Genomic DNA, 21,598 nt, shown 5'->3' with positions numbered 1-21,598 from the left:
GGCCCTTATCGCCGTTTCAGGCGGCCTTTGCCAAGGATCGTATCGGTGGAAATTTCCACCACCTGCAACCGCTGGCCATCGGGTGTGGGCGCATAGGTCAGCGTGAAGGGAAAGCGGGTCTTTTCCGCCATGTCTTTATCCGAAAACCCTGCCAAGCGGCGGTATTCGCCCGCGCAGATAACGCCGTCACCCGCCGCCTGCGGGGTCGAAAGCGCCACCTGCGAACGTTTCGTGCCGTCAAACATCACGACTTTCAGCTTGCAGGCCTCGTCCCGGTCGACATCGCGCAGCACCGCATAAAGCGCGGTCAGCGGATCGATGGTGCCGCCCTGCTTGGCCGGGTCAACATCATTGGGCCGGGGGGCGCGCGGTGGTTCGTGGATCACCGAGGCAGGCACGCCGCCTTTGTAGATGACCGCGTTTTTTGAGCGGGATTCGCCTCGGCGCGCTGAAATCTTGGTGCTGCGGGGGCGGAAAACCCCGCGTGAAAAGGTCCCATCTGCGCTGGCATCATAGCGGATTTTCTTCAGCGCGGCGGCAAGGCCCGTGGTTTGCATGACCCCGATCACACCGTAACGGTTGCCTTGGATCTTGCCATCAATGACCAATTCGCCCGCCTTGATCCCCTTAAGTAAAACGTCAAAGGCGATGTGATCGGTTTGATCTGCTGTGACCGGCTGCGAAAGTGCGCCGAGAATCACGAGGGTCGTCAGAAGGCGGGAGGATAGGTTCATCGGCACCCCTTTCTTCGATGGCCTAGACTCTGGACATACACCGCCCGAAGAGGGCATGAAACTGAAACAGTCCGAAAGGCTTCTGACGGTCCTGTCAAAAGCCCGTGTATGCGAAGGTGCCCATGACGCAACAGACCGATCCCGCCGCCGAGCTTGCCCCCCGGATTTTGGCTGGGGAGCGCCGGGCGTTGGCGCGGGCGATCACCTTGGTCGAATCGGGCCGGGCCGATCACCGCGCGCAGGCCACCGCGCTTTTGGAGCGGGTCGCAGGCGCGGGCAAACAGGCGTTACGCATCGGGCTGTCGGGCACGCCCGGGGTGGGCAAATCCACCTTTATCGAAAGCTTCGGGATGATGCTGGTCAAGCTTGGCCTTAAGGTCGCGGTGCTGGCGGTAGACCCGTCCTCGGCGCGTTCGGGCGGCTCGATTCTGGGCGACAAGACCCGGATGGAGCAGCTTTCGCGCGAACCCAATGCCTTTATCCGCCCCTCTCCCAGTCAAGCGCAACTGGGCGGCGTGGCGCGGCGCACCCGCGAAGCGGTCAGCCTGTGCGAAGCGGCGGGGTTCGACGTGGTGCTGATTGAAACCGTGGGGGTGGGTCAGTCAGAGACGCTGGTGGCCGAGATGACGGATCTGTTCATCTTGCTGATGGCACCGGCGGGCGGCGATGAGCTGCAAGGCGTGAAGCGCGGCATCATGGAAATGGCCGATATGATTCTGGTCAACAAAGCCGATGGCGATTTGAAACCGGCGGCCTTGCGCACAAGATCCGATTACGCGGGCGCGCTTCGCCTTTTGCGCAAGCGCCCACAAGACCCCGAGGGGTTCCCGAAGGCGGTCGCGGTTTCCGCGCTGGCCGAAGAAGGGTTGAAAACCGCGTGGGAGGATATGTGCGCGCTGATCGACTGGCGCCGCGAGAACGGGCATTTCGACAGGCGCCGGGCCGATCAGGCGCGGCACTGGTTTGAAACTGAGGTGCGCGAGGGGCTTTTGGCGCGATTGCACAGCGACGCCGCGATTCGCGCGCAAATGCAGGCGCTGGGCCAGGCCGTGGCCGAAGGGCACACCCCGCCTGCGGCGGCGGCGGCGGAAATGCTGGCAGCCCTTCAACACTGATGGAAAATGCAAAAAGCCCCGCCTTGGCGGGGCCTTGCACAGATCATCGGAAGCGATCAGGCCGCGGCTTGCGCCTTGATGATGGCTTTCTTGATTTTCAGCGCATTCGACGAAAGCTCGCCATCGGCGGCTTTCATCAAGAAGGCGTCGAGGCCGCCACGGTGATCAACGGTGCGCAGGCCGGCGGCCGACACACGCAGCTTGAACGATTGGCCCAAAACGTCCGAAATCAGGGTGACGTCATTCAGGTTCGGCAGAAACCGGCGACGCGTCTTGTTGTTCGCGTGGCTGATGTTGTTGCCCGACATCGGGCCTTTGCCGGTCAGTTCGCAGACGCGCGACATGGCGATGTTCCTTCGTTTCCTCGGGCACTCGCGGCCCACTTCCAATACTGCGAGACCCGCTAAGCGCGGTTCCCGGAAATCCGTTCGCGGGGCATAAGGGCAAAGCTGCCCCACGTCAAGCGATTCATCGCCCCGGCGCCAGCATCTCGCGCACCCAAGCGGGGACAATCCGCGTTGCCGGGCCGTGGCGCGCTTCATCAAACATCCGCGTGCCGGTTGACGGCTCTAGGTTCAATTCGAGCGTCGGCACACCCGCATGCATCGCGTCGGCCACGAACCCCGCCGCCGGGTAGACATTGCCCGAGGTGCCAATGGACACAAACAAATTGGCCCGACGCAGGGCGGGCCAGATTTCCTCCATCCGGTAGGGCATTTCGCCAAACCATACAATATCGGGGCGGGTCGCGGGCTTGCTACAGGCCGGGCAGGGGTCTTGCGCCGTCATTTCTGCCGGGGCCGTCCAGCGATGCCCACAAGCCGCGCAAAGCGCCCCATTCAAGCTGCCATGCATATGGATCAGGTTTTTTGTGCCCGCCCGTTCGTGCAGATCATCGACATTTTGCGTGACCACAAGCACCTCATGGCGCCCATCGGCCTCCAACTCTGCCAGCGCCAGATGTGCGGCATTTGGCGCGGCAGCAGCCGCGGCGGCCCGGCGGGCATTGTAGAAGCGTTGCACCAAGACCGGATCTTGCGCGAATCCCTCGGGCGTGGCGACTTCTTCGATCCGATGCTCTTCCCACAGCCCGTCAGAGGCCCGAAAGGTGCGAATCCCGCTTTCTGCTGAAATCCCCGCCCCGGTGAGAATCACGATTCTGGCCATGCGTCCGATCCTTCGCTAAACAGGTCTCATGCGTATCTTGTTTCTTTGCCTTGGCAATATCTGTCGTTCCCCTGCGGCCGAGGGGGTGGTTCGTTTCATGGCGCAAGAGGCGGGGCTTGATGTCGCGCTGGATAGCGCGGGCACTGGCGGTTGGCATGTGGGCGATCCGCCTTACGGGCCAATGCAATCGGCGGCGGGCCCGCGCGGTTATGATTTGTCTGGCTTGCGGGCGCGGCAGCTTGCGCGCAGCGATTTTGCCGATTTCGACCTGATTTTGGCGATGGACCGGCAAAACCTGCGCGATGCCCAAGCGGTTATGCCGCCCGATGCCACCGCCCGGCTGGAGATGTTCTTGCAAGGGGCGCAGGGCACGTCCGAGGTGCCCGACCCCTATTACACGCGCGATTTCGATGGCTGTCTCGATATTATCGAGGCGGGCGCGAAGGCGCTGTTGGCGCGGCTTCAGGGGGCGCAGTAAGCCTCGGCTGCGGCGGCAAAGGCCTTGTAACGGGTCCAGAAATCTTCGTCGCGCGCCCGGCTCGACATACGCACTTCTTGGGCCATGTCCGGCTCGGCGAAGAATTTCGCCGCGCGCCGCTGGTCGGCGGTCGAAAGCGCATGATCGGCCACCTGCTGAATGCAGCCGCAAAGCGCGCGATCGGCGGTGCGCCCGGCCTTCAGACAGGCCCGGTCAATTGGCCCGGCCTGAGCGATGGCGGTGCCAGCCAAAACGAACGCCGTGGCGGTAAGAAGATGTTTCATCTGCTGCCTCTGAATTGCGGAGATGGTGCGATGCCAAATCCTGCTGATTTGATGTTCTTTTAACCGTTTTTGGCAACGCGACACAATGCTTTCGGCAGAAAACGGCCGAGTCCAAAAGGCTAGGTCGGATGTTGTGGTTTGTGCCGCCCGCAAGCCCCGGATCTGGGGTCAGGCGATCACCTCGGCCTCGTAACCCGCCGCCTTGAGCGCGGCCAGAACGGTGGCTTCGGGCAGGCCGTTCACTTCGACCTCGCGATCTTCCAGGCTGACAAGGGCAGTGCCGCCCACCTCGGTGATGGCGTTTTCGACGGCGGATTTGCAATGGCCGCAGGTCATATTCGGGACGGACAGGATCATCGGGCACCTCTGGGACGTGATGAGGGATTGATCCGCCAAGCGGGGCGCGCGGTCAATGGCAATATCGCCGGTGTCCGCCCTTCCATGCCCCCTTCCCGGCTCCTTTTTTTGCGGCTATATGCGCTGCATGACCAAGCTCGCTCACATCCGCAATTTCTCCATCGTGGCGCATATCGACCACGGCAAATCCACGCTGGCCGACCGGCTGATTCAGCTGACGGGCACGGTGGCCAGCCGGGAAATGAAAGACCAATTGCTGGACGCGATGGATATCGAGCGCGAGCGCGGCATCACCATCAAGGCGAACACCGTGCGGATCGAATATCCGGCGAAGGATGGGCAGACCTATATCCTGAACCTGATCGACACCCCCGGCCACGTCGACTTTGCCTATGAGGTCAGTCGCTCGATGCGCGCGGTCGAAGGCTCGCTTTTGGTGGTGGATGCGTCTCAGGGGGTGGAGGCGCAAACGCTTGCCAATGTCTATCAGGCGCTGGATGCCGACCATGAAATTGTGCCGGTTCTGAACAAGATCGACTTGCCCGCCGCCGACCCCGAGGCGGTGAAAGCGAATATTGAAGACGTGATCGGCATTGATGCCTCTGAGGCGGTGCCGATTTCGGCCAAGACCGGCTTGGGCATTCCCGATGTGTTAGAGGCTATCGTGCAGCGCCTGCCCGCCCCCGAGGGAGAGCGTGATGCCCCCCTTAAAGCGATGCTGGTTGATAGCTGGTATGACCCCTATCTGGGCGTCGTCGTGATGATCCGCGTCATGGATGGGGTGGTCCGCAAGGGCGATCAGATCAAGATGATGCAAACCGGTGCCAGCTACCGCATCGACAAGCTGTCTGTGCTGAAGCCGCGCATGGTCGATATTGCGGAACTGGGGCCGGGCGAGATTGGGGTTTTCACCGCCTCGATCAAACAGGTGCGCGACACCCGCGTGGGCGACACGATCACCCATGAGAAAAAGCCCTGCGAAAAGCCATTGCCGGGCTTCAAGCCGGCGCAGCCGGTGGTGTTCTGTGGCCTTTTCCCGGTCGATTCGAATGATTTCGATGCGCTGCGCGACGCGATCGAAAAGCTGGCGCTTAATGATGCAAGCTTCAGCTATGAGATGGAAACCTCTGCTGCGCTGGGCTTTGGTTTCCGCTGCGGCTTCTTGGGGCTGCTGCATCTTGAGGTGATCCGCGACCGGCTTGAGCGCGAATATGACCTTGATCTGATCACCACCGCGCCAAGCGTGGTATTCAAGCTTTACATGAAAGACGGGGAAGTGCGCGAATTGCACAACCCCGCCGATATGCCCGACCTGACCTATGTCGATCACATCGAAGAGCCGCGCATCAAAGCCACGATCATGGTCCCCGATGAGTATCTGGGCGATGTGCTTAAGCTGTGCCAAGACCGCCGCGGCATCCAGCTTGATCTGACCTATGCGGGCCCGCGTGCGATGGTGGTTTACGATCTGCCGCTGTCCGAGGTCGTCTTCGACTTTTATGACCGGCTGAAATCGGTCACCAAAGGCTATGCGAGCTTTGACTATCAGCTGGCCGAATACCGCGAAGACTATCTGGTCAAAATGTCGATCCTCGTGAACGATGAGCCGGTGGATGCGCTGTCGATCATGGTGCACCGCGATCGCGCCGAAAGCCGGGGCCGCGCGATGGTGGAAAAGCTCAAAGACCTGATCCCGCGCCACATGTTCAAAATTCCGATCCAGGCCGCCATCGGGGGGCGTGTGATCGCGCGCGAAACGCTATCGGCCATGCGCAAGGATGTGACGGCGAAATGCTACGGCGGCGACGCGACGCGTAAGAAAAAGCTGCTCGAAAAGCAAAAGGCCGGGAAAAAGAAGATGCGCCAATTCGGCAAGGTCGAAATCCCGCAAAGCGCGTTCATCGCCGCGCTTAAGATGGATGAATAAGCGCTGTGCCCTTCGGGGCAGGCCCGTCATCTGTTTGGCTAAATGAAAAAGCCCCGGCCGAGGCCGGGGCGCACTTTTTACACGCACAGTCGTCTTGGGAATTACATCTCGCTTTGCGTCTCGGCGGCTTCGCTGGTGACGGCAGTGCCCGCCGCCTGCATGTCGCGGCCCGCGCCTTTGACGGTTTCACACGCGCTCAATGCGAAAATGGCGAGCAGCGGAATAGCGATCTTGGTCATCGGGTCTCTCCCTCTTGCAAATCTCATCAGTGAAACGCTGCAACCGGGCAGATGGTTCCCTTCTTTGTGATGGCCCAAAGATTGCGGCGTGTAATTTCTGATAGGATTAGTCAGATTGACATTCTTGAGTGAATGGGTCATCTTTCCTCCAGCCTAGGAGGTGCAGCTTCGCCATGATCGTCTGTCATTGCCTCAATATCACCGACCGGGATATCCATGCCGCCATCGACTGGATGCGCGCCGCCGATCCTGAAACGATCATCACCCCCGGCAAGATCTACCATGCGCTTGGTGCCCGCCCCGATTGTGGCAGTTGCATGCCGCTCTTTCTTTCTACCATGCGGAAGAATAAGAATCTGGAGGTGCCGGTTGAACTGACCGGTCTGCGACAACCAGCCATGAAAGGGAGACGCAATGAAGGGCGACGCTAAGGTTATTGAATACCTCAACGCGGCATTGCGCAGCGAGTTGACCGCTGTTTCGCAATACTGGCTGCATTACCGTATGCAGGAAGACTGGGGCCTTGCCGCGATGGCCAAGAAGTCGCGCGAGGAATCCATCGAAGAGATGAATCACGCCGACAAGCTGATCGCGCGGATTTTGTTCCTTGAAGGGCATCCGAACCTGCAAAAGCTTGATCCTTTGCGCATCGGGGAGGGCCCGCGTGAGACGCTGGAATGCGATCTGGCGGGCGAACATGATGCGCTGACGCTTTACCGCGAAGCGCGCGATCACTGCGAAAAGGTCGGGGATCATGTCTCCAAAAGCCTGTTCGAAGAGTTGATCGCCGATGAAGAGGGGCATGTCGATTTTCTGGAGACGCAGCTCGACCTTTACGACCGAATCGGGCCGCAGAACTACGCCTTGCTCAACGCCGCAAAGATGGACGAGGCAGAGTAAACCTTGCCAGATCGTTGATCGGAAAAGCGCCCTTCGGGGCGCTTTTTTGTGCGCGGCTGGCTGCGATGGGCGGCAATCAAGTGGAATAATTGACGCAATGGGTCAAGATTGCTATTGCTGATTGAAATGATCGGGCTAAAAGAGCCCGACAATTTTGATGGGGAAATGGCGATGCTCTGGTCTTCTTCTGCGATGGTGCGATCTGCCAAGGGGATGGCTACGCTGGTGGCCCTTGCTGCGATGGGGCTGGGGGCGGCGCAGGCCGAAGGGGTCGATTTCACGGCGCCGGTTGACCCCGCGGCGGCTGTGCCGACCTATGCGATCGAACTCAAGGACGGGGAACTTTTGCCGCCCACGCTTGTCGTGCCCGCCAAGACCCGGTTCCGGCTCCATGTCACCAATACCGGCACCAAGCCGAGCGAGTTTGAAAGCAACCAGTTGCGGCTCGAAGAGGTGCTGTTCATGGGGATGGAGGCGACGATGATGGTCACCCCGCTCGACCCCGGCGATTACGACTATTTCGATGAATTTCAGCCCGGTGTGATGGGCAAGCTGACCGCGAAGGAGGCCGCGCCATGATGGGGCAGGTGATCTTTATCGTCGCGCGCGAAAGCGTCGAGGCGCTTTTGGTGATCGGCATTCTGTGGGCCTGGATGGCGCGGCGCCCCGATGCGCGGGCGGGCCGGGCATGGCTTCTGGGCGGCATTGCTGCGGGTTTTGCTTTGGCTGCCGCGCTGGCGCTGATGCTGGTGGGGGTGGCGACCTTCCTTGGGGCGACGGCGCGCAGTTGGTTTGAAATCGGCATGCTGTCGATGGCGGCGGCGTTGATCGTGCAGATGGTGTTTTGGATGCGCAAGCACGGCCGCACGCTGAAGACCGAACTGGAAGCGGGGCTAGAGCGCAGCGTCGCCGCCGCGAATTGGCTGGGTGTCTTTGCGCTGGCCGCCATTGCGATTGGGCGCGAAGGCTCGGAAACCGTGGTCTTCCTTTACGGCTCTTTCCTGCAATTGCAGGGCTTGGCCGATTACAGCGCGTTTTTCGGATCTGCCGCCGTTGGGCTGGGCATTGCCTTGATGCTGTTCTGGGCGCTTCAAATCGGGGCGCGCTTCGTGTCGTGGAAATGGTTCTTTCGGGTCACCGAATGGATGCTTTTGTTCCTTGGCTCGGCGCTGTTCCTCACCGCGATGGGCAAGCTTTTGTCCAAGCACCTGTCGGCCTATGACCTGCCCGGCTGGATCTATTCCACCGTTTGGGATGCCTCGGGCTTTCTGTCGGACAGCTCAATGCTTGGCAGCCTTCTGGCGACGCTTGCCGCCTATCGTTCGCAGCCCATTGTCTGGGATCTGCTGGTGTTGGCGCTTTACTGGGGTGTCGTAGCGTTGCTGTTTCGCCACCAAGACCGCAAGGCGACGCGCGCCCGGCCCGTGACGGCCTGATCAACTCTTTCATCACTGTGCGGCCAGCCATCGCCAACCGCGACCAAGCCACCGAAATAAGGGACAGATAACCATGAAACCCACCCGGATCGCCTTGATCGCCACCTGTTTTGCTTTGGGGCTGCCGATGGCGGCACAGGCCGAAGTTGGCGCTGAGCAAAAGGCCGAGGCGCTGGCAACCTATGCCACGATTGCGCAGCACAGCTACGCAGATGCGTTGGCTGATGCCAAGGCGCTGCACGCCGCGCTTGAGGCGCTGGCCAAGGCGCCCGGCGCCGAGACGCTGGAGGCCGCCAAACAGGCTTGGCTTGCCGCGCGCGAAAGCTATGGCCCGACCGAGGTGTTTCGCCTGTCCGGTGGGCCGATTGACGCCGAAACCGGCTGGATCGCGCAAACCTATGGGGCGCCCGAAGGCCAGATCAACGCCTGGCCGCTTGATGAAAATATGATCGATTACACCACCGATGCCGATGGCAACCGGACGGCGGGCAATATCATCGACACGGCCGGGGTCTTTACCCCCGGCGGCGAAGATGTGACCGAGGTGGATGTGACCACGATCACCCCCGAAACGATTGCCGCCCTGAATGAAAATGGCGGCGAGGCGAATGTGGCCTCGGGCTATCACGCGATTGAATTCCTGCTTTGGGGGCAAGATCAGGATTACGCCAATATGATCGAAGACAGCGTGACCCCCGGCCCGCTGTCGGCGGGCGCGCGACCGGTGAGCGATTTCACATCGGACCCGCATGCGGCGCGGCGCTTGGCCTATCTACAGGCGGCGGGTGCGCAACTTGTGGCGGATCTGTCCACCGTGGCCGCAGCTTGGGATGAAACGGTGGCAGGCGACAGCGGGCTTTATCGCGCCGCGCTCTTGGGCGAATTGACGGGCGATCAGGCCGCGATGAACATTCCCACGCAGGAGGCGATCAAGCAAATCCTGACCGGGGTGGGTGTTTTTGCGAAATCGGAACTTGCCAATGAACGGATCGCCGTGGCGGTGCTGACACCGTCCGAAGAAGATGAGCATTCGTGCTTTTCTGACAATACCCACCGCGACATTGCCTTGAACTACGAGGGCATTCACAATGTTCTTTTGGGCGAATACCAAGGCCAAGATGTCGGCATGGGCTTTGCCGATGTGCTGTCGTCGGAAGAGCGGGCCAATCTTGATGCGCTGATGGAGCGGATCGCGGTGCGGATTGCGGTGGTGAATGAAACCGCCGAAACCACCATGCATTTCGACTATCAAATCCACCCCGAGAACGAAGACAGCGTGCAAAACATCGTCACGCTGAAAAATGAGCTGCGCCGTCTGGGCGATCAAATGGTGATGATTGCGCCGGAATACGGGCTGTCGCTGACCACTGACAATGTGACCGATCCGGAAGAAACCCAGATCAACTAAGCCGAAATAGGCGATGCAGGGGCGCGTCCGTTTGTCGGGCGCGCCAATCCAGCGGCAGGTGAAGGACGCGATGGCAAGCAAGGGCGCAAAACGGACGATGGTGGCACTTGCGCTGGGCGCGGCTGCGATGCTGTCGGCGGTAGGGCTTCGCGCGGCCTCGGGGCCCGATTGGGTCACCGATGCGGCGGGCCCCGCACCCTTTGCCCAGCCGATCGCGTCGGATGATCCCGCGGTGCTGGATCAGCGTATGCTGGGCCGGTCGTTTTTCACCGTGCCTTGGGTGGCCGCCCCTGCGGCGACCACCGCGCGCGACGGGTTGGGGCCGCTTTTTAACGCCAATAGCTGCGCGAGTTGCCATGTGGACAATGGCAGCGCGCCGGTTATCGATGCCGATGGCGCCCCGCTGCGCCCGCTTCTGTTCAAGTTGGCCCAGCCCGATGCGCATGCGGATCGGATGGGGCAAGACGCTCCCGAAAGCCCGGGGCATGCACGGGTGCTGGACCCGATCTATGGCGGTCAGATTGCGATCAATGCTGCGGGCGGCGCGCGGCCCGAGGCGCGCCCGCAAGTGCACGCGCAGGCGGTGCCGTTTCACTACCCCGATGGGGCAGCGGTCACTCTGACCCGGCTAACCCCCGTGCTGGCCGATTTGGCGCATGGCCCCTTGGCGCCGGACACGGTGGTCTTTTTGCGCCAGCCGCCGGCCCTAGCGGGTTTGGGTTTGGTCGCGGCGGTGCCAGATGCGGCGCTTGTGGCTTGGGAAGACCCGGATGATGCCGATGGCGATGGGATCAGCGGCCGTGCCAATCGGATGCCGGATGGTGCGCTGGGACGCTATGGCTGGAAAGCGGCAGAGCCCACGCTTGTGGCCCAAATTGCCAATGCGGCGGCGGTGGATATGGGGCTGACCAACCGCCGTTATCCGCAAGAACTTTGCCCACCCGCACAGATCGCATGCCAGAAGGCGCCGCGTGGGCGCCCCTCGCCGCTGGGCGATCTGGACCTGCCCGATCCTCGGCTTGATGCGATTGCGGCCTATCTTTCGGGCTTTAAAGCCCCGCAGCCGGCGGCCTTGGCGGCACAGGCGGCGCATGGCGAAAGTCTGTTTTCCACGCTGGGCTGCGCCGCTTGCCACCGCCCGGTGCTGCGCACCGAAGATGGCCGCACCCTGCGCCCGCTAAGCGATTTTTTGCTGCATGACATGGGGGACGGTCTGGCCGATGGCGTGCGCGAGCATTTGGCGGGCCCATCCGAGTTTCGCACCGCGCCGCTTTGGGGTCTGGGCGCGCGTCTGCGCGCGGGCCACCGCTTTTTGCATGATGGACGCGCGCGCAGCCCCGAAGAGGCGATCTTGTGGCATGGCGGCGAGGCCGGGCCTGCACGCGACGCCTTTGTGTCCCTGACGGCGGCGGATCGCGCCGCGCTTCTTAGCTATCTGGAGCAGCTATGACCCGGTTTCCCGTGATTGCCGCCGCTTTTGTCTGTGCTCTGGGGGCTGTGGCCCCGCGCACCGCGCCCGCGCAAGAGCCGCAGCGCGCCTATCGCGCGATTTATGACACCATTTTGCAAGCCGATGCCGGGGCAGCCGTGGCAAGCTGCGCGGCTTTGCAGACCACGCTGACACCGGACAGCGCCGCTTCGGCCCGGCAGGCGGCTTTCGTGGCCTTGGCGCAAGACTGGGGCCGGGTGCAGGCCGCCTATGTCTTGGGCGGTTATGATTGGGATGCAATGGATTACCCGCTTTTGATCGACACGTTCCATGTCGGCAAAGAAGATATTCACGCAAGCTTAGCGCGCGCGATTGAAAGCGACAGCGCGCCCAAGACCGCGCTGTTCAAGAATGCTTATCGCACCCTTACCGCGCTGGATGACCTGATGTTCTCGGGGCCGTGGTCGCCGCGCCGGGCGGAGCTGGCGCAGGTGGCTGCCGACACAGTCTGCCAGCGGCTCGATCAGATCGCACAAGGCTATGTGCAGGCGCGTGCGGCCTTCTTGGAGGATCCGGATAAAGCCTTGGCACTTTTGATCAATGCGCAAATCCAGAACATCTACAAAATCCGCGAATGGCGCATTGCCGAGGTGGTGGGGCTGAACCGCAAGACCTTGGGCAAGGTGCTGCCGGAAAACGCGCAATACCCTTTTAACCCGGAAGCTTCCTGGGCGGCGATTGGTGCAATGCTGGATACCCATGCGCGCCTTTTGGCCGAAGAGACGCAGCCCAATATCGCCACGATCGCTGCCGTCAAAGATCAGGGTGGCATGGCCGAGGTGCAAACGGCACTTGCGGCGGCGCAGGCCGTTTATAACGGGGCGACGCTGGCCGATTACACCGATACGGCGAAAATGGTCCCACTGTTTGCCGCGCTGCAAAAGGTGCAAAAGGCATTTTACGACCATGTCGCGCTGTCGCTTGGCGTTGCGGCGGGCCTTGTCGATGCGGATGGGGACTAAGCGGTGACGTGGTTCTTAACGCAAATGCAAAGCCTGCCCAGCCCCTTTGCCGGGCTGCTGGATGGCACAGACCGGATGTTCTGGCTTTACCTTTTGGCCAGCGCGGCGATTGCGCTGGTGCTGTCGTTTCAGCCGGGGCAGGGGGCGCTTGGACCACGTTTGCGTGCCTATTGGCTTAGCCGTGATGCCCGGCTTGACGGGCTCTATTTTTTCGTCGCTTGGGCAGTGCGCACCGCGCTGATCGTGCCGCTGGTGCTGTCGGTGCAGACGGTCGCGCTTTGGACTTTGCACGGGCTGAACGCGATTTACGAGCCACCCTTTCTGGCGTGGCGTTACCGTGACATCGTCTTGGCCTATACGCTGACGCTGTTCCTGTTGTCGGATCTGTCGCGCTATTGGTTGCACCGGGCGATGCATCGGTCGCGCTGGCTGTGGCCGTTTCACCGCGTGCATCACGCCGCCGAGGTGCTGACCCCGCTGTTGTTTTACCGGGTCCATCCGGTTGAAAGCCTGCTTTTTGCCCTGCGCCACGCGCTGGTGGCAGGCGTGGTGACCGGGGGCTTCATCTTTCTTTTTGGCGCGCGGCTCGACCTTTACACGATCTTTGGCGAGAACCTGTTCATCGTCGCGCTGTTCGCCTTTACCGCCAATCTGCGCCACAGCCAGATCAAACTGAGCTATGGCCGGGTGTTGGAGCATATCCTCGTTTCCCCCGCGCAGCATCAAATCCACCATGACCGGCGGCATCTGCAAAGCAATTTCGGCTCCTGCCTTGCGATCTGGGATTGGATGTTTGGCACCTTGCGGCTGCCCGCGCAGGTGCCCGGGGCGCCCGCTTACGGCATTGGCCCGCGTGGCGCGCGCTATCACAGCGTGAGCGCGCTTTTGTTCGAGCCCTTTCGCGACCTTGGCCGCATGATCCGGAGATGATGAAATGATCCGATATCGCAACAAATCCTTTGGGGTGCTTGTGGGCGTTGCGCTGAGCTTTGCCGCCCCCCCCGTAAAGGCCGACCCTCTGACCGAGGCGGAACTGGGCGAACAGCTTTTCTTCGACCCTTCCTTTTCGCGCAACCGCACGCTGGCCTGCGCCAGTTGTCATGACCCGAACCGTGCCTTTACCGATGGGCGCGAAACGCCTGCGCGGGGGATCGTGTCCTTGGGCGATGATCTGCATGCCCTGGGGGTGCGCAATGCACCGACCGTGACCTATGCGATGCTGTCGCCCGCCTTTCATTATGACGCCGCAGCGGGCGAATATGTGGGGGGGCAGTTCCATGATGGGCGCGCCGCAACTTTGGCCGATCAGGCGATGGGGCCGCCGCTCAACCCGGTGGAGATGATGCTGCCGGATGCGGCGGCCGTGGTGGCCCGTATCCGCGAAAACCCCGGCTACGAGGAAGCCTTTACGCGTCTGTACGGCGAAGATGTGTTCGATATGCCCGAAGATCCGCAGACAGTGCCTGCCGCCTATCGCGCCTTTGGCCGCGCGATTGAGGCGTTTGAAAAGACGCCCGCGCTTGCGCCTTTTGATAGCAAATACGATCGTTTTCTGCGCGGGGAATACGATCTGACGGTGCTGGAGGATTTGGGGCGAACGCTGTTTTTCTCTAACAACAATGTCAATTGCGCGACCTGCCATATGCTGAAGCGCGAAGATGCGCCGCGAGAGCCTTTTACCAACCATCAGTTCCGCAATATCGGGGTGCCGCGCAATCCAGACCTTTTGGCGCTGGGGCAGGTGGCGCCCGATTTCATCGATCAAGGTTTGCTCGAAAATCCGGAAGTGACCGACACGGCGCAAGAAGGGCGCTTCAAAACACCAAGTCTGCGCAATGTGGCAGTGACCGGCCCCTATATGCACAATGGCGTGTTTCGTGATCTGCGCACGGTGATTGCGTTTTACGATCACTACAACAATCCCGACCGCGCGCAGAACCCAGAGACGGGCGCGCCTTGGGCCGCGCCCGAGGTGCCGCACACGGTCGACCGTGAAGACCTGCGCGCCCAACCGCTGAACGATCGCAAGATCGATGCGCTGGTGGCGTTTTTGGAAACCTTGACCGACAGCCGCTACGAACCGCTGCTGGACGGGAATTGATTAGGGAAGCTGTCTTCGCCGCAATTCACACGCAGAGGGGAAGGGTAAGGTGGAGGCGGGTACCGGAATCGAACCGGTCTTCACGGATTTGCAATCCGCTGCGTAACCTCTCCGCCAACCCGCCGAGAGCTTGGCCTGATTAGATTTTTCGGGCCTCGCGGTCAAGGCGCTTTTTCGCTCTCAACACGTTTCTCAACATTCTCGATTCGTGCTTTGTTCGTTCCGGCCATTGCTTGCCTTGAACGAGAAGCCCGTGACCACCCTCGCCACCGCCTCAACCCTGCGCCTCTACCTGACCTGCCGACAATGCGGGCGCCACGGCAGCATCCGCCTGCGCGAGCTGGCCGAGCGCACGCCAGATCGCACGATCAGGGATGTGGTGAGGTGCGCCATATGTGCGGCCTGCGGGGCGCGGGGTGACCACGATGTGCGGCTGGCGTGGTGTTTAATGGATCAATGATTGTTGCTTGATTTGGTCGAATATCGGCGCAGGTGGCGAAGAACAAGCTCCCCCGCGACAACCAGAATCATTGGCTCTTGTTTATTGTCGTGCTACCGGGCGGGAGCTTAATACCTCGGCGGGATGTTTATGGCATTGACTCTGGGGTCGATTAGAGTCCCGCGCGCTTGCTAGAGATTCGCGCGCAGGTTACACTGTGATTCGCCGTAGAGGAAGCGTTCGCCAATGCAGAAGTTGCCCCTGAGATTGGAGCGCGAACCCCTTGTGGACGCGCTTTTCGAGGTTCGCCTCGGGCCGACGTCGCTTGCGGACATTTTACCTGGCTTTCTGTTCCACGATTTGCCTGGGCCGAAGCCACAGATCACGCGCCTTCCAGCGGCTGAGGTGCCGCAACCGATGCGGGCAAGCGACCCCTCCCTTCAGTTTGCACCCATTCTACGAATGGACTGGGGTCACTATTTCATCTCGGTCGGCGACCGGAGCGTGATCATAAGCTGCAAACTGCCCTACCCGAAGTGGCCCAACTTCAAGGCCACCATCTTGGACCTGACCGCTAGGATCGGCAAAGTTGGCGCCCCCGGAAAAGTCGAACGCTATTCGCTTAAGTACGTTAACCTGATCAGTGCGCCGTCGCTGGCTGAACAGGTAGCGAAAATTAAGATGTCGATTACTTTGGGGGAGGTAGAAGTGAAGGGGGACCACACGACCCTTCAGGTGCGTCGGCATGAAGATGGGATTATCCATCTTTTGTCAGTCGTCATCGGCGCTGAGGGCCAGATGCCAGACGGCAAGAAGGTGAGCGGCGCAGTGGTGGACGTTGACTCGATTAGAAATGTTGACATTGCTGACTTTGCCACATTTGCGACGAACCTTGAACCTGGGCTTGAACAACTTCGCCAAGCCAACAAGCGGAAATTCTTCACCTGCCTAACACAGGCGACAATCGATGAAATGGGGCCAGTCTATGAATGAAATCGTGACGCATTGCCCGGTACCGATGAACTTCGCGGTGATTGGGTTGTCTGCGGCAATTGCTGCCGGAACGGCCACTTGGCCAGCACGTGACACACCCGCCTATGTGACGCTACGGGACGGGTCATCATTCAGCTACTTTGAAAAGTCGCTGAGGTTCGGCTCCACGGCACAAGACTTCGCAAACGGCGTCGCCCGTGTCTATGCGTCCCTGCTTCAAAACCAAGAGCCGCTTGGCGCAGAATTTGAGGCCGTTTGGGATGCGAATGCTGCTGATCTTTACGAGTCCTGATCAAACGCATGAATTTGGACGCCGAGACTCTCATCCAGCAGATCCCGTACTACCTCACGGCTGAGGATCAAAAGGTCTTGCTTGACGAGCTAACCGCAATCTCGCGCGGTGGCACCGCCGAGTATCTACTCGGCGCCTATCGCGACTCATTCAAGAAAGTGATGCTCCAAGGTGACGGTTGGCGCGGTTTCCAATTGTTTCTGTTCGAGACGGGCGAGCGCAGGTCGGTGCGGGGCATTGTTCTGTCCAACTCCTGCGATGTTGATCCGGAAAACCCCCGTGATGTTCCGGCTCGCGTGATCTTCGCGCCCATGGTCAAGCTGGCGGCTTTCAAAAGGCTTCTCGCGGCAGCAATATCAGCCCCGAACGCATTGACGCCAAGATTGCAGCGATCAAGGCGCAAAAGACGAGCAACATCTTTTACCTTCCTGCGGGCGGCGGCTTACCGGAAGACTATATCGTCCGCTTCGATGATGTCCACAGCATGCCTGTTGCTACTCACACCGAATCAAAAGACCGGGAAAAATTGTTTACCCTTAGCAATACTGGCTTCTACATGCTCGCGCTGAAGTTGTCGGTTCACTTCTGCCGGCTTCACGAGAAGGTTAATAGAAAGCCCGCCGGGGCAGCCGCATGACGCCGCTTCACTTCACCACCGCCCGCACCGCCACCAACTTCGCATTTGCACAGAGCCGCCCGGCCCGTTCCGCAGCTGCGGCGCGCATCAACCGCCGCTCGGTATCCGGCACGCCGCCCGTCCAGCCCGGACAGGGGGTCAGATCCAACCCCGCCAGCGGGGGCACGGGGTCAGCGCCACAGGCGGCCAGCAGCAGTGCGCAGGTAATCGCTAAGCGGCGCATCGCCCCCCTCCATTTGTTCGAGCTGGTGATCGAGCGCGGCGGCTTCCTCTCGCAGCCGCGCTTGGGTTTCATCCGACCGGCGCCGGATCTCGACCGCTTCGGCATAGGCCGAGACCTCGGCCCGCGCTGCCGCCAGATCGGCCCGCGTGGCGACGAGGTCAGCGCGCAGGCTGGTGTAGTGCCCCCACGCAAGCGCGCCACCGAGGGCCGCGCCCAGGGCCAGCCATAGCGGCCAGAGGCGCAGCACCGTGCGCAGGGTCATGTCTCATCCGCCGTGATTGGGCTCAGCCCCATAGCGGCCAGCGCTTCCATGCCGCTCATGCCCGCAAGCGCGACGATCACATCCGGCCCGACCGCCGGCATCGGCACGTCATCCTGTGCGTCCCAATAGGCCACCATAGCCTGCGCGGCGTAGGCACAATCCAGTGACACCGACCCGTCACTATCGGCAGGCAGTGCCAGCGGGTCGAACGCTGCGGTCCACATCGTCTTGGGTGCGCTGGCCACGGCATAGCGCTCGCCCGTCGCGGAGGTATAGCCGGGGCCTCGGAATGTATCCTGCCCTGCGATCTGCCCGACGAGGCAGGAGGCGAGGCAATTTGCAGCGACCATATGCGCCTCGGGCACTGCAACCGTCACAGTGTCAGTCATAGCGTGACCCCCGCCCGCGCAGCCGCCCATGCCTCGGCCTGCGCAATGTCTGTCAGGCTGTCGGTGCCGAGGACAACTTCTGTGTAGAGGTCCATCGGGGTGTATCCACCAGCAACTGTAACATTTTCACCCACGCGCAGTTCTGCCGCCGTAGATGTAGGCACCAATACGGGATTTGCAGTTGAAGTCGCTGCTTGCTCTACGCCGTTAAGCCGAAATCGCCCGTCGCCATAGGTTGATCCGGCTGCACGAAACCACGTGGCCACGACTGTTTGTCCAAATGTCACCGACCCAAAAATTCGGTTTCCGTTGTTATGTCGCCAAGCCCATCCATCCGTCCCGAACGAGCAACTCAGTACGCCAGCGCTGTTACCTAGATCGAAAACTCGCACATCATTGACGCCCGTTACCTTCGGGGTCAACGCCACCACAACAGCCATGGCCGGATTGGCAGCAAGCCCAAGCCGAGTAGCTGCGAACAAGTGATCGTCTACCCCGTCGAATACCAACCTGGGCTGACCTGTTTGATACAGCGGCCGCGCGGCAATCGTCGCTTGGCTAAGGTCATACGACCCCTGTTGATCTTTCCACAGCCCCACCGGATCGTCGGCGGCAGTGACTGGAGTGGCCCCGCCCGTGTCCTGATACAGCGAGGCGAGAACGGAAGCATCCCACGCAGCCAGCGTAGAGGCGGGCAGCGACACACCACCCCCGCGCCACCCCGCGCCATAGATGCCCAACCCGCCGAGGCCGAGCTCCATCATCACACCGCCCCCGTCAGGCCAGCCGCCGTGGTGCCGGTGTCCAAGATGCGCTTCGCCCAGATCGAATAGGCCCCCACGGGCAGATTGCCGGTGGTGTAGGTCTGGCCATCGCGGGCATGGATGTAAGAGATCGTGCCCGCGCTGCCGCCGATGATCACCTGCCGCACCGGCTGGGGCAGGTCGGCGTTATCATCGGGGGTGATCACGAAATGCCCCAAGGCGGGGCCGGTCACGCCGGGGCTGTGTTGTGCAAACGGATCAGACATTTTGGTATCTCCTTACAGTTTCCAGCCGCGCTTTTTCGCAAGCGCGTAAAGGGTTTCGACGACAAGGCCGATGGCCAGCGCAGCCACCGTCACCACGTCCTTGTCAGCGGCCAGCACCTCGGCCTGCGCCGCCCCAATGATCAGCCCGACGCCATACCGAATGGCGATCCGCGCCAAGGGTCCGTAGTCCATGTTTCAGCCCTCCTTTCAGGCTTCGTTTTGCGACAAGGGCGTGCCCGCCGCGGTGAGCAGGATCGGCCGCCCGGTGACCGGCAGCCCCTCGGGCCAGCGGGCCTGTAACAGGCGGGATTTGGCGATCCGCGTGGTGGTCACGGCATCTGTCTGATTGCCGCCCAAGACGTGATAGGCGTCAGCATCCTCGCCCCAATAGAAGCCGACATGGCCCTGCCAGCCCGCGCGCGAACCGCGCCAGAAGGTGAGCACCGCCCCAAAGACCGGATCGCAAGACGCGCCGAACCCGCCCCAGGCACGCGCACCCAGCGGATTGTCGGGCAACGTCTCGCCCGGCAGCGCCGCACGGATGCAGGTCGCAACAAAGGCCCCGCACCACGGGATCTCGCGCGGATCGATCCAACTGACCGAGGCATCAAACCATTTGCGCAGCGTTGCCGTGTTGCGGCGTTCATGCAGCCCCAGCATCCGCGATGCCTCGGCCATCCACGGGATATCGGCGCGCGCACGTTGCTGCGCCCCGCCCATCAGCGCGGCTTCGGTGATCGGCCCGAAATAGGCGCGCGGGCGCAGCCCGACGCTGCGCTTGAAGGCAATGATCGCGGCATCGGTCTTCGGGCCGCGCACCCCATCGATATAGCCCGGATCGAAGCCGAGCGCCTTGAGCCGCTCCTGCACGGCCCGCCAGTTGGTGGTCATCCCTTGCCCTCCATTTCCTTTTGCAACTGCGCGATTTCCAGCGCGAGCTTGCGCGCCTCCAACCGCTTGATCTTGCGGGTGTGCCACTGCACCGCGATCAAGAGCGCCGCCGCGACCAGCCCGAGGATCTTGGTCGCCGGATCGATCCAGCCCGCCCATGCCGCCGCATTCGTGGCGAGCACCGCCAGCAACTGCTTGCCCGGTTGCATGACGGTTTGCGCGACGACGCCGAGCGCCTCGCGGACTCTGTCTGTCATTTGAGGATGCCCTTTCCGGGTTTATCCGCCGTTCTGGCGGGTTCGGTTAGCAATGCGCAGAAGACAGGCTCGGCAATCCATCACCGCGGCGTTACCCGAATTTGCCATGTGGTGTTGGCCCGGATCGACGCGCCAGTTGGGTTGAAAAGGGTAATCTGCACTTGACCGTCTGCCGAAACGACCGCGCGGGTTATAAGTCCCACCGTGGAATCCGTGTTCGGATCGGATGGGGAAATACTGACGTGATCGCCATACCGTGCGCCATAAACACTGATCGGCGCACTTGTCACAGAGCTGCCAGCGGCAATATTTCCCGCGCCCCAATAGTGGGCGTATTTGATGATCGACTCCCCTGCCGATCCAACCTCACGCCAGGTCGTGTTGTTGTAGATAAACTCGGCGGACTCCCCAGCAGACAGCGTCCGGCTCGCCCGTCCGCGCAACTGGAACCCCCAGCTATCGGCAAGGGTTATGTTATTTTCCGCAAGGAGAAGCACACGCTTCCCCGGCCATACGTCCCCGCTAAAACCCGTAATCGTGCTGCCTTCTGTAGCAGCACACCAGATAAAGGACGTGCGGGTTACGTTCGGCGTGGTTGTGGTGTCACGCACCACATGAGGTTTATCCTCAAACGCCGAGCCGAGCCATTCAGCGGCCTTAAATTCGGCGGTGTAGTGATCGCCGCCACAATTGGTATAGTTGTTGCGTTGGTATGCGTGGCCCGCAGATACACCGTCAAAAAACGCGTAACGCGGAAGCTTGATACCATCAAAGCGGTCGATGGCCCTCACATGACAGTTTGCAAACCTGTTGCCCTGGCCAGTCGTGTGGAAACCATCATACAAGTTTTCACCCTCGAGGCTGATGTTTTCAGCCAAAGCGTTGACAATCTGGTTCTTAGGACTCTCGATGATCCAGCCATGGCCCCATGACTGGTCCCCCCTACAGTTGGTCAAGCGATTGATACCGTTCGGGCCTGTCAGGCAAATGCCAACGTCCGAGTTTTCACCATGGACGTTGACGAACATGCTGTTCGCCCCTTCGAGCAGAACACCAATATTATACAGGTTCTCACTGGTAATCTGCCGCCAGTCATCCACGTTTTGGGAACAGCCGAATTGGCAATTGATGGCGTAGTCATCTGTGCCGCTGAGCCGTAAAGCGCCTCGGCGCTCAGTTGCGTTAAAGTTCCCGCAGCAGTCCCAGCCAGAGCTATCCATGACAAAGTTGCCGCCGCCCAGAAGCCAGACGCCCTCATCGTTGAACCACCGAACGAAGACATTGACCACGCGGTTGCCCCACCCGTTCAGATGGATGCCACGAGAAACATTCGAAGAGTTATCTTTTTGCCCATAGACATGGAGGCTTTGGAACAAAACCCCATTGCAATCCCCAAAGAACGAGTCCCCGTATGCGGGGTTACGGATAATTGGGGCGGAACTACGCCAGTATTTTCGACCGACGAATTCTTTCCTGTCGTAACCCGTCAGGTCAACGGGATCGCACAGATATTCTTTCTTTGGGTCGTTTTCGGTAAAGAGCAGCGTTTTAATTACAGCGCTATTCAAAAACCGCTGGATCGCGGCAT

At 61.0% G+C, this 21,598-nt stretch carries 30 protein-coding genes and 1 tRNA gene; 15 read left to right on the top strand and 16 right to left on the bottom strand.

Annotation, left to right across the window (positions count from 1 at the left end; all coding sequences use genetic code 11):
• Window positions 1-5: 5 nt before the first annotated feature.
• Entirely contained in the window at window positions 6-734 is a 729-nt protein-coding gene (locus tag CKO11_RS15050) for a DUF3108 domain-containing protein (RefSeq protein ID WP_223640561.1), read from the bottom strand.
• Between the two features lie 122 nt (window positions 735-856).
• Here CKO11_RS15050 and meaB point away from each other — a divergent pair, with 122 nt between their 5' ends.
• A complete protein-coding gene (gene meaB / locus CKO11_RS15045) occupies window positions 857-1,849 on the top strand; it encodes a methylmalonyl Co-A mutase-associated GTPase MeaB (RefSeq protein ID WP_223640558.1) in 993 nt (330 codons plus the stop codon).
• Between the two features lie 56 nt (window positions 1,850-1,905).
• On the opposite strand, the gene rpmB is transcribed toward meaB, so the two are convergent.
• Both rpmB and CKO11_RS15035 read right to left on the bottom strand, forming a co-directional pair.
• A complete protein-coding gene (rpmB, locus tag CKO11_RS15040; RefSeq protein WP_223640555.1) occupies window positions 1,906-2,193 on the bottom strand; it encodes a 50S ribosomal protein L28 in 288 nt (95 codons plus the stop codon).
• Window positions 2,194-2,317: 124 nt separating this feature from the next.
• A complete protein-coding gene (locus tag CKO11_RS15035; protein WP_223640551.1) occupies window positions 2,318-3,016 on the bottom strand; it encodes an NAD-dependent deacylase in 699 nt (232 codons plus the stop codon).
• 28 nt (window positions 3,017-3,044) lie between these two features.
• Between CKO11_RS15035 and CKO11_RS15030 the strand changes: the two genes are divergently transcribed.
• The gene (locus CKO11_RS15030; RefSeq protein ID WP_223640548.1) at window positions 3,045-3,494 is read left to right on the top strand and encodes a low molecular weight protein-tyrosine-phosphatase; all 450 of its coding nucleotides are present in this window, start codon (window positions 3,045-3,047) and stop codon (window positions 3,492-3,494) included.
• Here CKO11_RS15030 and CKO11_RS15025 read toward each other — a convergent pair.
• Window positions 3,479-3,778, bottom strand: coding sequence for a hypothetical protein (locus CKO11_RS15025; RefSeq protein ID WP_223640545.1), 300 nt, complete (start codon window positions 3,776-3,778; stop codon window positions 3,479-3,481). The two genes, CKO11_RS15030 and CKO11_RS15025, sit on opposite strands and share 16 nt — an antisense overlap.
• A gap of 168 nt (window positions 3,779-3,946) precedes the next feature.
• Complete coding sequence (locus CKO11_RS15020) at window positions 3,947-4,135, bottom strand: heavy-metal-associated domain-containing protein (protein ID WP_223640542.1); 189 nt, start codon at window positions 4,133-4,135, stop codon at window positions 3,947-3,949.
• Between the two features lie 127 nt (window positions 4,136-4,262).
• Between CKO11_RS15020 and lepA the strand changes: the two genes are divergently transcribed.
• Window positions 4,263-6,062 (top strand): translation elongation factor 4, encoded by a 1,800-nt coding sequence (lepA, locus tag CKO11_RS15015; RefSeq protein WP_223640539.1) that lies wholly within the window; start codon window positions 4,263-4,265, stop codon window positions 6,060-6,062.
• Between the two features lie 101 nt (window positions 6,063-6,163).
• On the opposite strand, the gene CKO11_RS15010 is transcribed toward lepA, so the two are convergent.
• Entirely contained in the window at window positions 6,164-6,301 is a 138-nt protein-coding gene (locus CKO11_RS15010; protein ID WP_223640537.1) for an entericidin A/B family lipoprotein, read from the bottom strand.
• Between the two features lie 173 nt (window positions 6,302-6,474).
• Here CKO11_RS15010 and CKO11_RS15005 point away from each other — a divergent pair, with 173 nt between their 5' ends.
• From CKO11_RS15005 to CKO11_RS14965, 9 genes are all read left to right on the top strand, one after another.
• Complete coding sequence (locus CKO11_RS15005) at window positions 6,475-6,732, top strand: bacterioferritin-associated ferredoxin (RefSeq protein ID WP_223640535.1); 258 nt, start codon at window positions 6,475-6,477, stop codon at window positions 6,730-6,732.
• On the top strand, window positions 6,716-7,201 hold the full coding sequence (bfr, locus tag CKO11_RS15000) for a bacterioferritin (RefSeq protein WP_223640533.1): 486 nt from the start codon (window positions 6,716-6,718) through the stop codon (window positions 7,199-7,201). The genes CKO11_RS15005 and bfr overlap by 17 nt, the downstream gene beginning before the upstream one ends.
• A 171-nt stretch (window positions 7,202-7,372) precedes the next feature.
• Window positions 7,373-7,780, top strand: coding sequence for a cupredoxin domain-containing protein (locus CKO11_RS14995; protein ID WP_223640531.1), 408 nt, complete (start codon window positions 7,373-7,375; stop codon window positions 7,778-7,780).
• Window positions 7,777-8,637 carry an FTR1 family protein gene (locus tag CKO11_RS14990; protein WP_223640529.1) on the top strand — a complete coding sequence of 287 codons (861 nt, stop codon included), beginning with the start codon at window positions 7,777-7,779 and terminating at the stop codon, window positions 8,635-8,637. The genes CKO11_RS14995 and CKO11_RS14990 overlap by 4 nt, the downstream gene beginning before the upstream one ends.
• A 73-nt stretch (window positions 8,638-8,710) precedes the next feature.
• Window positions 8,711-10,045 carry an imelysin family protein gene (locus CKO11_RS14985; RefSeq protein ID WP_223640527.1) on the top strand — a complete coding sequence of 445 codons (1,335 nt, stop codon included), beginning with the start codon at window positions 8,711-8,713 and terminating at the stop codon, window positions 10,043-10,045.
• A 70-nt stretch (window positions 10,046-10,115) separates the two neighbouring features.
• Window positions 10,116-11,495 (top strand): di-heme oxidoredictase family protein, encoded by a 1,380-nt coding sequence (locus tag CKO11_RS14980; protein ID WP_223640525.1) that lies wholly within the window; start codon window positions 10,116-10,118, stop codon window positions 11,493-11,495.
• Window positions 11,492-12,496 (top strand): hypothetical protein, encoded by a 1,005-nt coding sequence (locus CKO11_RS14975; protein ID WP_223640522.1) that lies wholly within the window; start codon window positions 11,492-11,494, stop codon window positions 12,494-12,496. The genes CKO11_RS14980 and CKO11_RS14975 overlap by 4 nt, the downstream gene beginning before the upstream one ends.
• A 3-nt stretch (window positions 12,497-12,499) precedes the next feature.
• Entirely contained in the window at window positions 12,500-13,426 is a 927-nt protein-coding gene (locus CKO11_RS14970) for a sterol desaturase family protein (RefSeq protein WP_223640520.1), read from the top strand.
• Window positions 13,427-13,430: 4 nt separating this feature from the next.
• Window positions 13,431-14,597 (top strand): cytochrome-c peroxidase, encoded by a 1,167-nt coding sequence (locus CKO11_RS14965; protein ID WP_223640517.1) that lies wholly within the window; start codon window positions 13,431-13,433, stop codon window positions 14,595-14,597.
• Window positions 14,598-14,647: 50 nt separating this feature from the next.
• Here the strand turns inward: CKO11_RS14965 and CKO11_RS14960 are convergent.
• A tRNA-Cys gene (locus tag CKO11_RS14960) sits at window positions 14,648-14,721 on the bottom strand.
• A 561-nt stretch (window positions 14,722-15,282) separates the two neighbouring features.
• On the opposite strand from CKO11_RS14960, the gene CKO11_RS14955 reads away from it, so the two are divergent.
• From CKO11_RS14955 to CKO11_RS14945, 3 genes are read left to right on the top strand one after another with little or no spacing between them, the layout of a single operon-like run.
• Complete coding sequence (locus CKO11_RS14955) at window positions 15,283-16,029, top strand: TIGR04255 family protein (protein ID WP_223640514.1); 747 nt, start codon at window positions 15,283-15,285, stop codon at window positions 16,027-16,029.
• The gene (locus CKO11_RS14950; RefSeq protein ID WP_223640511.1) at window positions 16,022-16,321 is read left to right on the top strand and encodes a hypothetical protein; all 300 of its coding nucleotides are present in this window, start codon (window positions 16,022-16,024) and stop codon (window positions 16,319-16,321) included. The genes CKO11_RS14955 and CKO11_RS14950 overlap by 8 nt, the downstream gene beginning before the upstream one ends.
• Before the next feature lie 8 nt (window positions 16,322-16,329).
• Window positions 16,330-16,890, top strand: a complete 561-nt coding sequence (locus CKO11_RS14945) for a hypothetical protein (RefSeq protein ID WP_223640508.1) — start codon at window positions 16,330-16,332, stop codon at window positions 16,888-16,890.
• A 75-nt stretch (window positions 16,891-16,965) separates the two neighbouring features.
• On the opposite strand, the gene CKO11_RS14940 is transcribed toward CKO11_RS14945, so the two are convergent.
• The 9 genes from CKO11_RS14940 to CKO11_RS14900 form a co-directional block, all read right to left on the bottom strand.
• Complete coding sequence (locus CKO11_RS14940; protein ID WP_223640505.1) at window positions 16,966-17,124, bottom strand: hypothetical protein; 159 nt, start codon at window positions 17,122-17,124, stop codon at window positions 16,966-16,968.
• A gap of 4 nt (window positions 17,125-17,128) precedes the next feature.
• Window positions 17,129-17,443: a hypothetical protein gene (locus CKO11_RS14935; RefSeq protein WP_223640503.1), complete on the bottom strand. Its 315-nt coding sequence runs from the start codon at window positions 17,441-17,443 to the stop codon at window positions 17,129-17,131.
• Window positions 17,440-17,832 (bottom strand): hypothetical protein, encoded by a 393-nt coding sequence (locus CKO11_RS14930; protein ID WP_223640501.1) that lies wholly within the window; start codon window positions 17,830-17,832, stop codon window positions 17,440-17,442. Before CKO11_RS14930 ends, CKO11_RS14935 begins: the two co-directional genes overlap by 4 nt.
• Window positions 17,829-18,596 (bottom strand): hypothetical protein, encoded by a 768-nt coding sequence (locus CKO11_RS14925; RefSeq protein ID WP_223640499.1) that lies wholly within the window; start codon window positions 18,594-18,596, stop codon window positions 17,829-17,831. Before CKO11_RS14925 ends, CKO11_RS14930 begins: the two co-directional genes overlap by 4 nt.
• Complete coding sequence (locus CKO11_RS14920; RefSeq protein WP_223640497.1) at window positions 18,596-18,862, bottom strand: hypothetical protein; 267 nt, start codon at window positions 18,860-18,862, stop codon at window positions 18,596-18,598. The genes CKO11_RS14925 and CKO11_RS14920 overlap by 1 nt, the downstream gene beginning before the upstream one ends.
• Window positions 18,863-18,874: 12 nt before the next feature.
• Complete coding sequence (locus CKO11_RS14915; RefSeq protein WP_223640495.1) at window positions 18,875-19,054, bottom strand: hypothetical protein; 180 nt, start codon at window positions 19,052-19,054, stop codon at window positions 18,875-18,877.
• A 15-nt stretch (window positions 19,055-19,069) separates the two neighbouring features.
• Entirely contained in the window at window positions 19,070-19,753 is a 684-nt protein-coding gene (locus CKO11_RS14910; RefSeq protein WP_223640493.1) for a TIGR02594 family protein, read from the bottom strand.
• Window positions 19,750-20,010: a hypothetical protein gene (locus CKO11_RS14905; RefSeq protein ID WP_223640490.1), complete on the bottom strand. Its 261-nt coding sequence runs from the start codon at window positions 20,008-20,010 to the stop codon at window positions 19,750-19,752. Before CKO11_RS14905 ends, CKO11_RS14910 begins: the two co-directional genes overlap by 4 nt.
• 80 nt (window positions 20,011-20,090) lie before the next feature.
• The coding region (locus CKO11_RS14900) for a hypothetical protein (RefSeq protein WP_223640487.1) at window positions 20,091-21,598 on the bottom strand (1,508 nt) is incomplete at its 5' end.

Source organism: Rhodobacter sp. TJ_12 (genome assembly GCF_020023995.1).
GTDB lineage: Bacteria > Pseudomonadota > Alphaproteobacteria > Rhodobacterales > Rhodobacteraceae > Rhodobacter.
Note: the sequence above shows the minus strand (reverse complement) of the source record. Positions and strands in the feature narration are given on the sequence as shown.

What these genes read in the sequence shown, in the direction of transcription:
- CKO11_RS14930 (WP_223640501.1), bottom strand. Translation starts at nt 17,832, where the DNA reads ATGACTGACACTGTGACGGTTGCAGTGCCCGAGGCGCATATGGTCGCT.
- CKO11_RS15035 (WP_223640551.1), bottom strand. Translation starts at nt 3,016, where the DNA reads ATGGCCAGAATCGTGATTCTCACCGGGGCGGGGATTTCAGCAGAAAGC.
- CKO11_RS14945 (WP_223640508.1), top strand. Translation starts at nt 16,330, where the DNA reads ATGAATTTGGACGCCGAGACTCTCATCCAGCAGATCCCGTACTACCTC.
- CKO11_RS14910 (WP_223640493.1), bottom strand. Translation starts at nt 19,753, where the DNA reads ATGACCACCAACTGGCGGGCCGTGCAGGAGCGGCTCAAGGCGCTCGGC.
- CKO11_RS14985 (WP_223640527.1), top strand. Translation starts at nt 8,711, where the DNA reads ATGAAACCCACCCGGATCGCCTTGATCGCCACCTGTTTTGCTTTGGGG.
- CKO11_RS14925 (WP_223640499.1), bottom strand. Translation starts at nt 18,596, where the DNA reads ATGATGGAGCTCGGCCTCGGCGGGTTGGGCATCTATGGCGCGGGGTGG.
- CKO11_RS14915 (WP_223640495.1), bottom strand. Translation starts at nt 19,054, where the DNA reads ATGGACTACGGACCCTTGGCGCGGATCGCCATTCGGTATGGCGTCGGG.
- CKO11_RS14965 (WP_223640517.1), top strand. Translation starts at nt 13,431, where the DNA reads ATGATCCGATATCGCAACAAATCCTTTGGGGTGCTTGTGGGCGTTGCG.
- CKO11_RS14980 (WP_223640525.1), top strand. Translation starts at nt 10,116, where the DNA reads ATGGCAAGCAAGGGCGCAAAACGGACGATGGTGGCACTTGCGCTGGGC.
- CKO11_RS15050 (WP_223640561.1), bottom strand. Translation starts at nt 734, where the DNA reads ATGAACCTATCCTCCCGCCTTCTGACGACCCTCGTGATTCTCGGCGCA.
- CKO11_RS14920 (WP_223640497.1), bottom strand. Translation starts at nt 18,862, where the DNA reads ATGTCTGATCCGTTTGCACAACACAGCCCCGGCGTGACCGGCCCCGCC.
- CKO11_RS15010 (WP_223640537.1), bottom strand. Translation starts at nt 6,301, where the DNA reads ATGACCAAGATCGCTATTCCGCTGCTCGCCATTTTCGCATTGAGCGCG.
- CKO11_RS15030 (WP_223640548.1), top strand. Translation starts at nt 3,045, where the DNA reads ATGCGTATCTTGTTTCTTTGCCTTGGCAATATCTGTCGTTCCCCTGCG.
- CKO11_RS15025 (WP_223640545.1), bottom strand. Translation starts at nt 3,778, where the DNA reads ATGAAACATCTTCTTACCGCCACGGCGTTCGTTTTGGCTGGCACCGCC.
- CKO11_RS15020 (WP_223640542.1), bottom strand. Translation starts at nt 4,135, where the DNA reads ATGATCCTGTCCGTCCCGAATATGACCTGCGGCCATTGCAAATCCGCC.
- CKO11_RS14990 (WP_223640529.1), top strand. Translation starts at nt 7,777, where the DNA reads ATGATGGGGCAGGTGATCTTTATCGTCGCGCGCGAAAGCGTCGAGGCG.
- bfr (WP_223640533.1), top strand. Translation starts at nt 6,716, where the DNA reads ATGAAGGGCGACGCTAAGGTTATTGAATACCTCAACGCGGCATTGCGC.
- rpmB (WP_223640555.1), bottom strand. Translation starts at nt 2,193, where the DNA reads ATGTCGCGCGTCTGCGAACTGACCGGCAAAGGCCCGATGTCGGGCAAC.
- CKO11_RS14935 (WP_223640503.1), bottom strand. Translation starts at nt 17,443, where the DNA reads ATGACCCTGCGCACGGTGCTGCGCCTCTGGCCGCTATGGCTGGCCCTG.
- meaB (WP_223640558.1), top strand. Translation starts at nt 857, where the DNA reads ATGACGCAACAGACCGATCCCGCCGCCGAGCTTGCCCCCCGGATTTTG.
- CKO11_RS14975 (WP_223640522.1), top strand. Translation starts at nt 11,492, where the DNA reads ATGACCCGGTTTCCCGTGATTGCCGCCGCTTTTGTCTGTGCTCTGGGG.
- lepA (WP_223640539.1), top strand. Translation starts at nt 4,263, where the DNA reads ATGACCAAGCTCGCTCACATCCGCAATTTCTCCATCGTGGCGCATATC.
- CKO11_RS14905 (WP_223640490.1), bottom strand. Translation starts at nt 20,010, where the DNA reads ATGACAGACAGAGTCCGCGAGGCGCTCGGCGTCGTCGCGCAAACCGTC.
- CKO11_RS15005 (WP_223640535.1), top strand. Translation starts at nt 6,475, where the DNA reads ATGATCGTCTGTCATTGCCTCAATATCACCGACCGGGATATCCATGCC.
- CKO11_RS14995 (WP_223640531.1), top strand. Translation starts at nt 7,373, where the DNA reads ATGCTCTGGTCTTCTTCTGCGATGGTGCGATCTGCCAAGGGGATGGCT.
- CKO11_RS14950 (WP_223640511.1), top strand. Translation starts at nt 16,022, where the DNA reads ATGAATGAAATCGTGACGCATTGCCCGGTACCGATGAACTTCGCGGTG.
- CKO11_RS14955 (WP_223640514.1), top strand. Translation starts at nt 15,283, where the DNA reads ATGCAGAAGTTGCCCCTGAGATTGGAGCGCGAACCCCTTGTGGACGCG.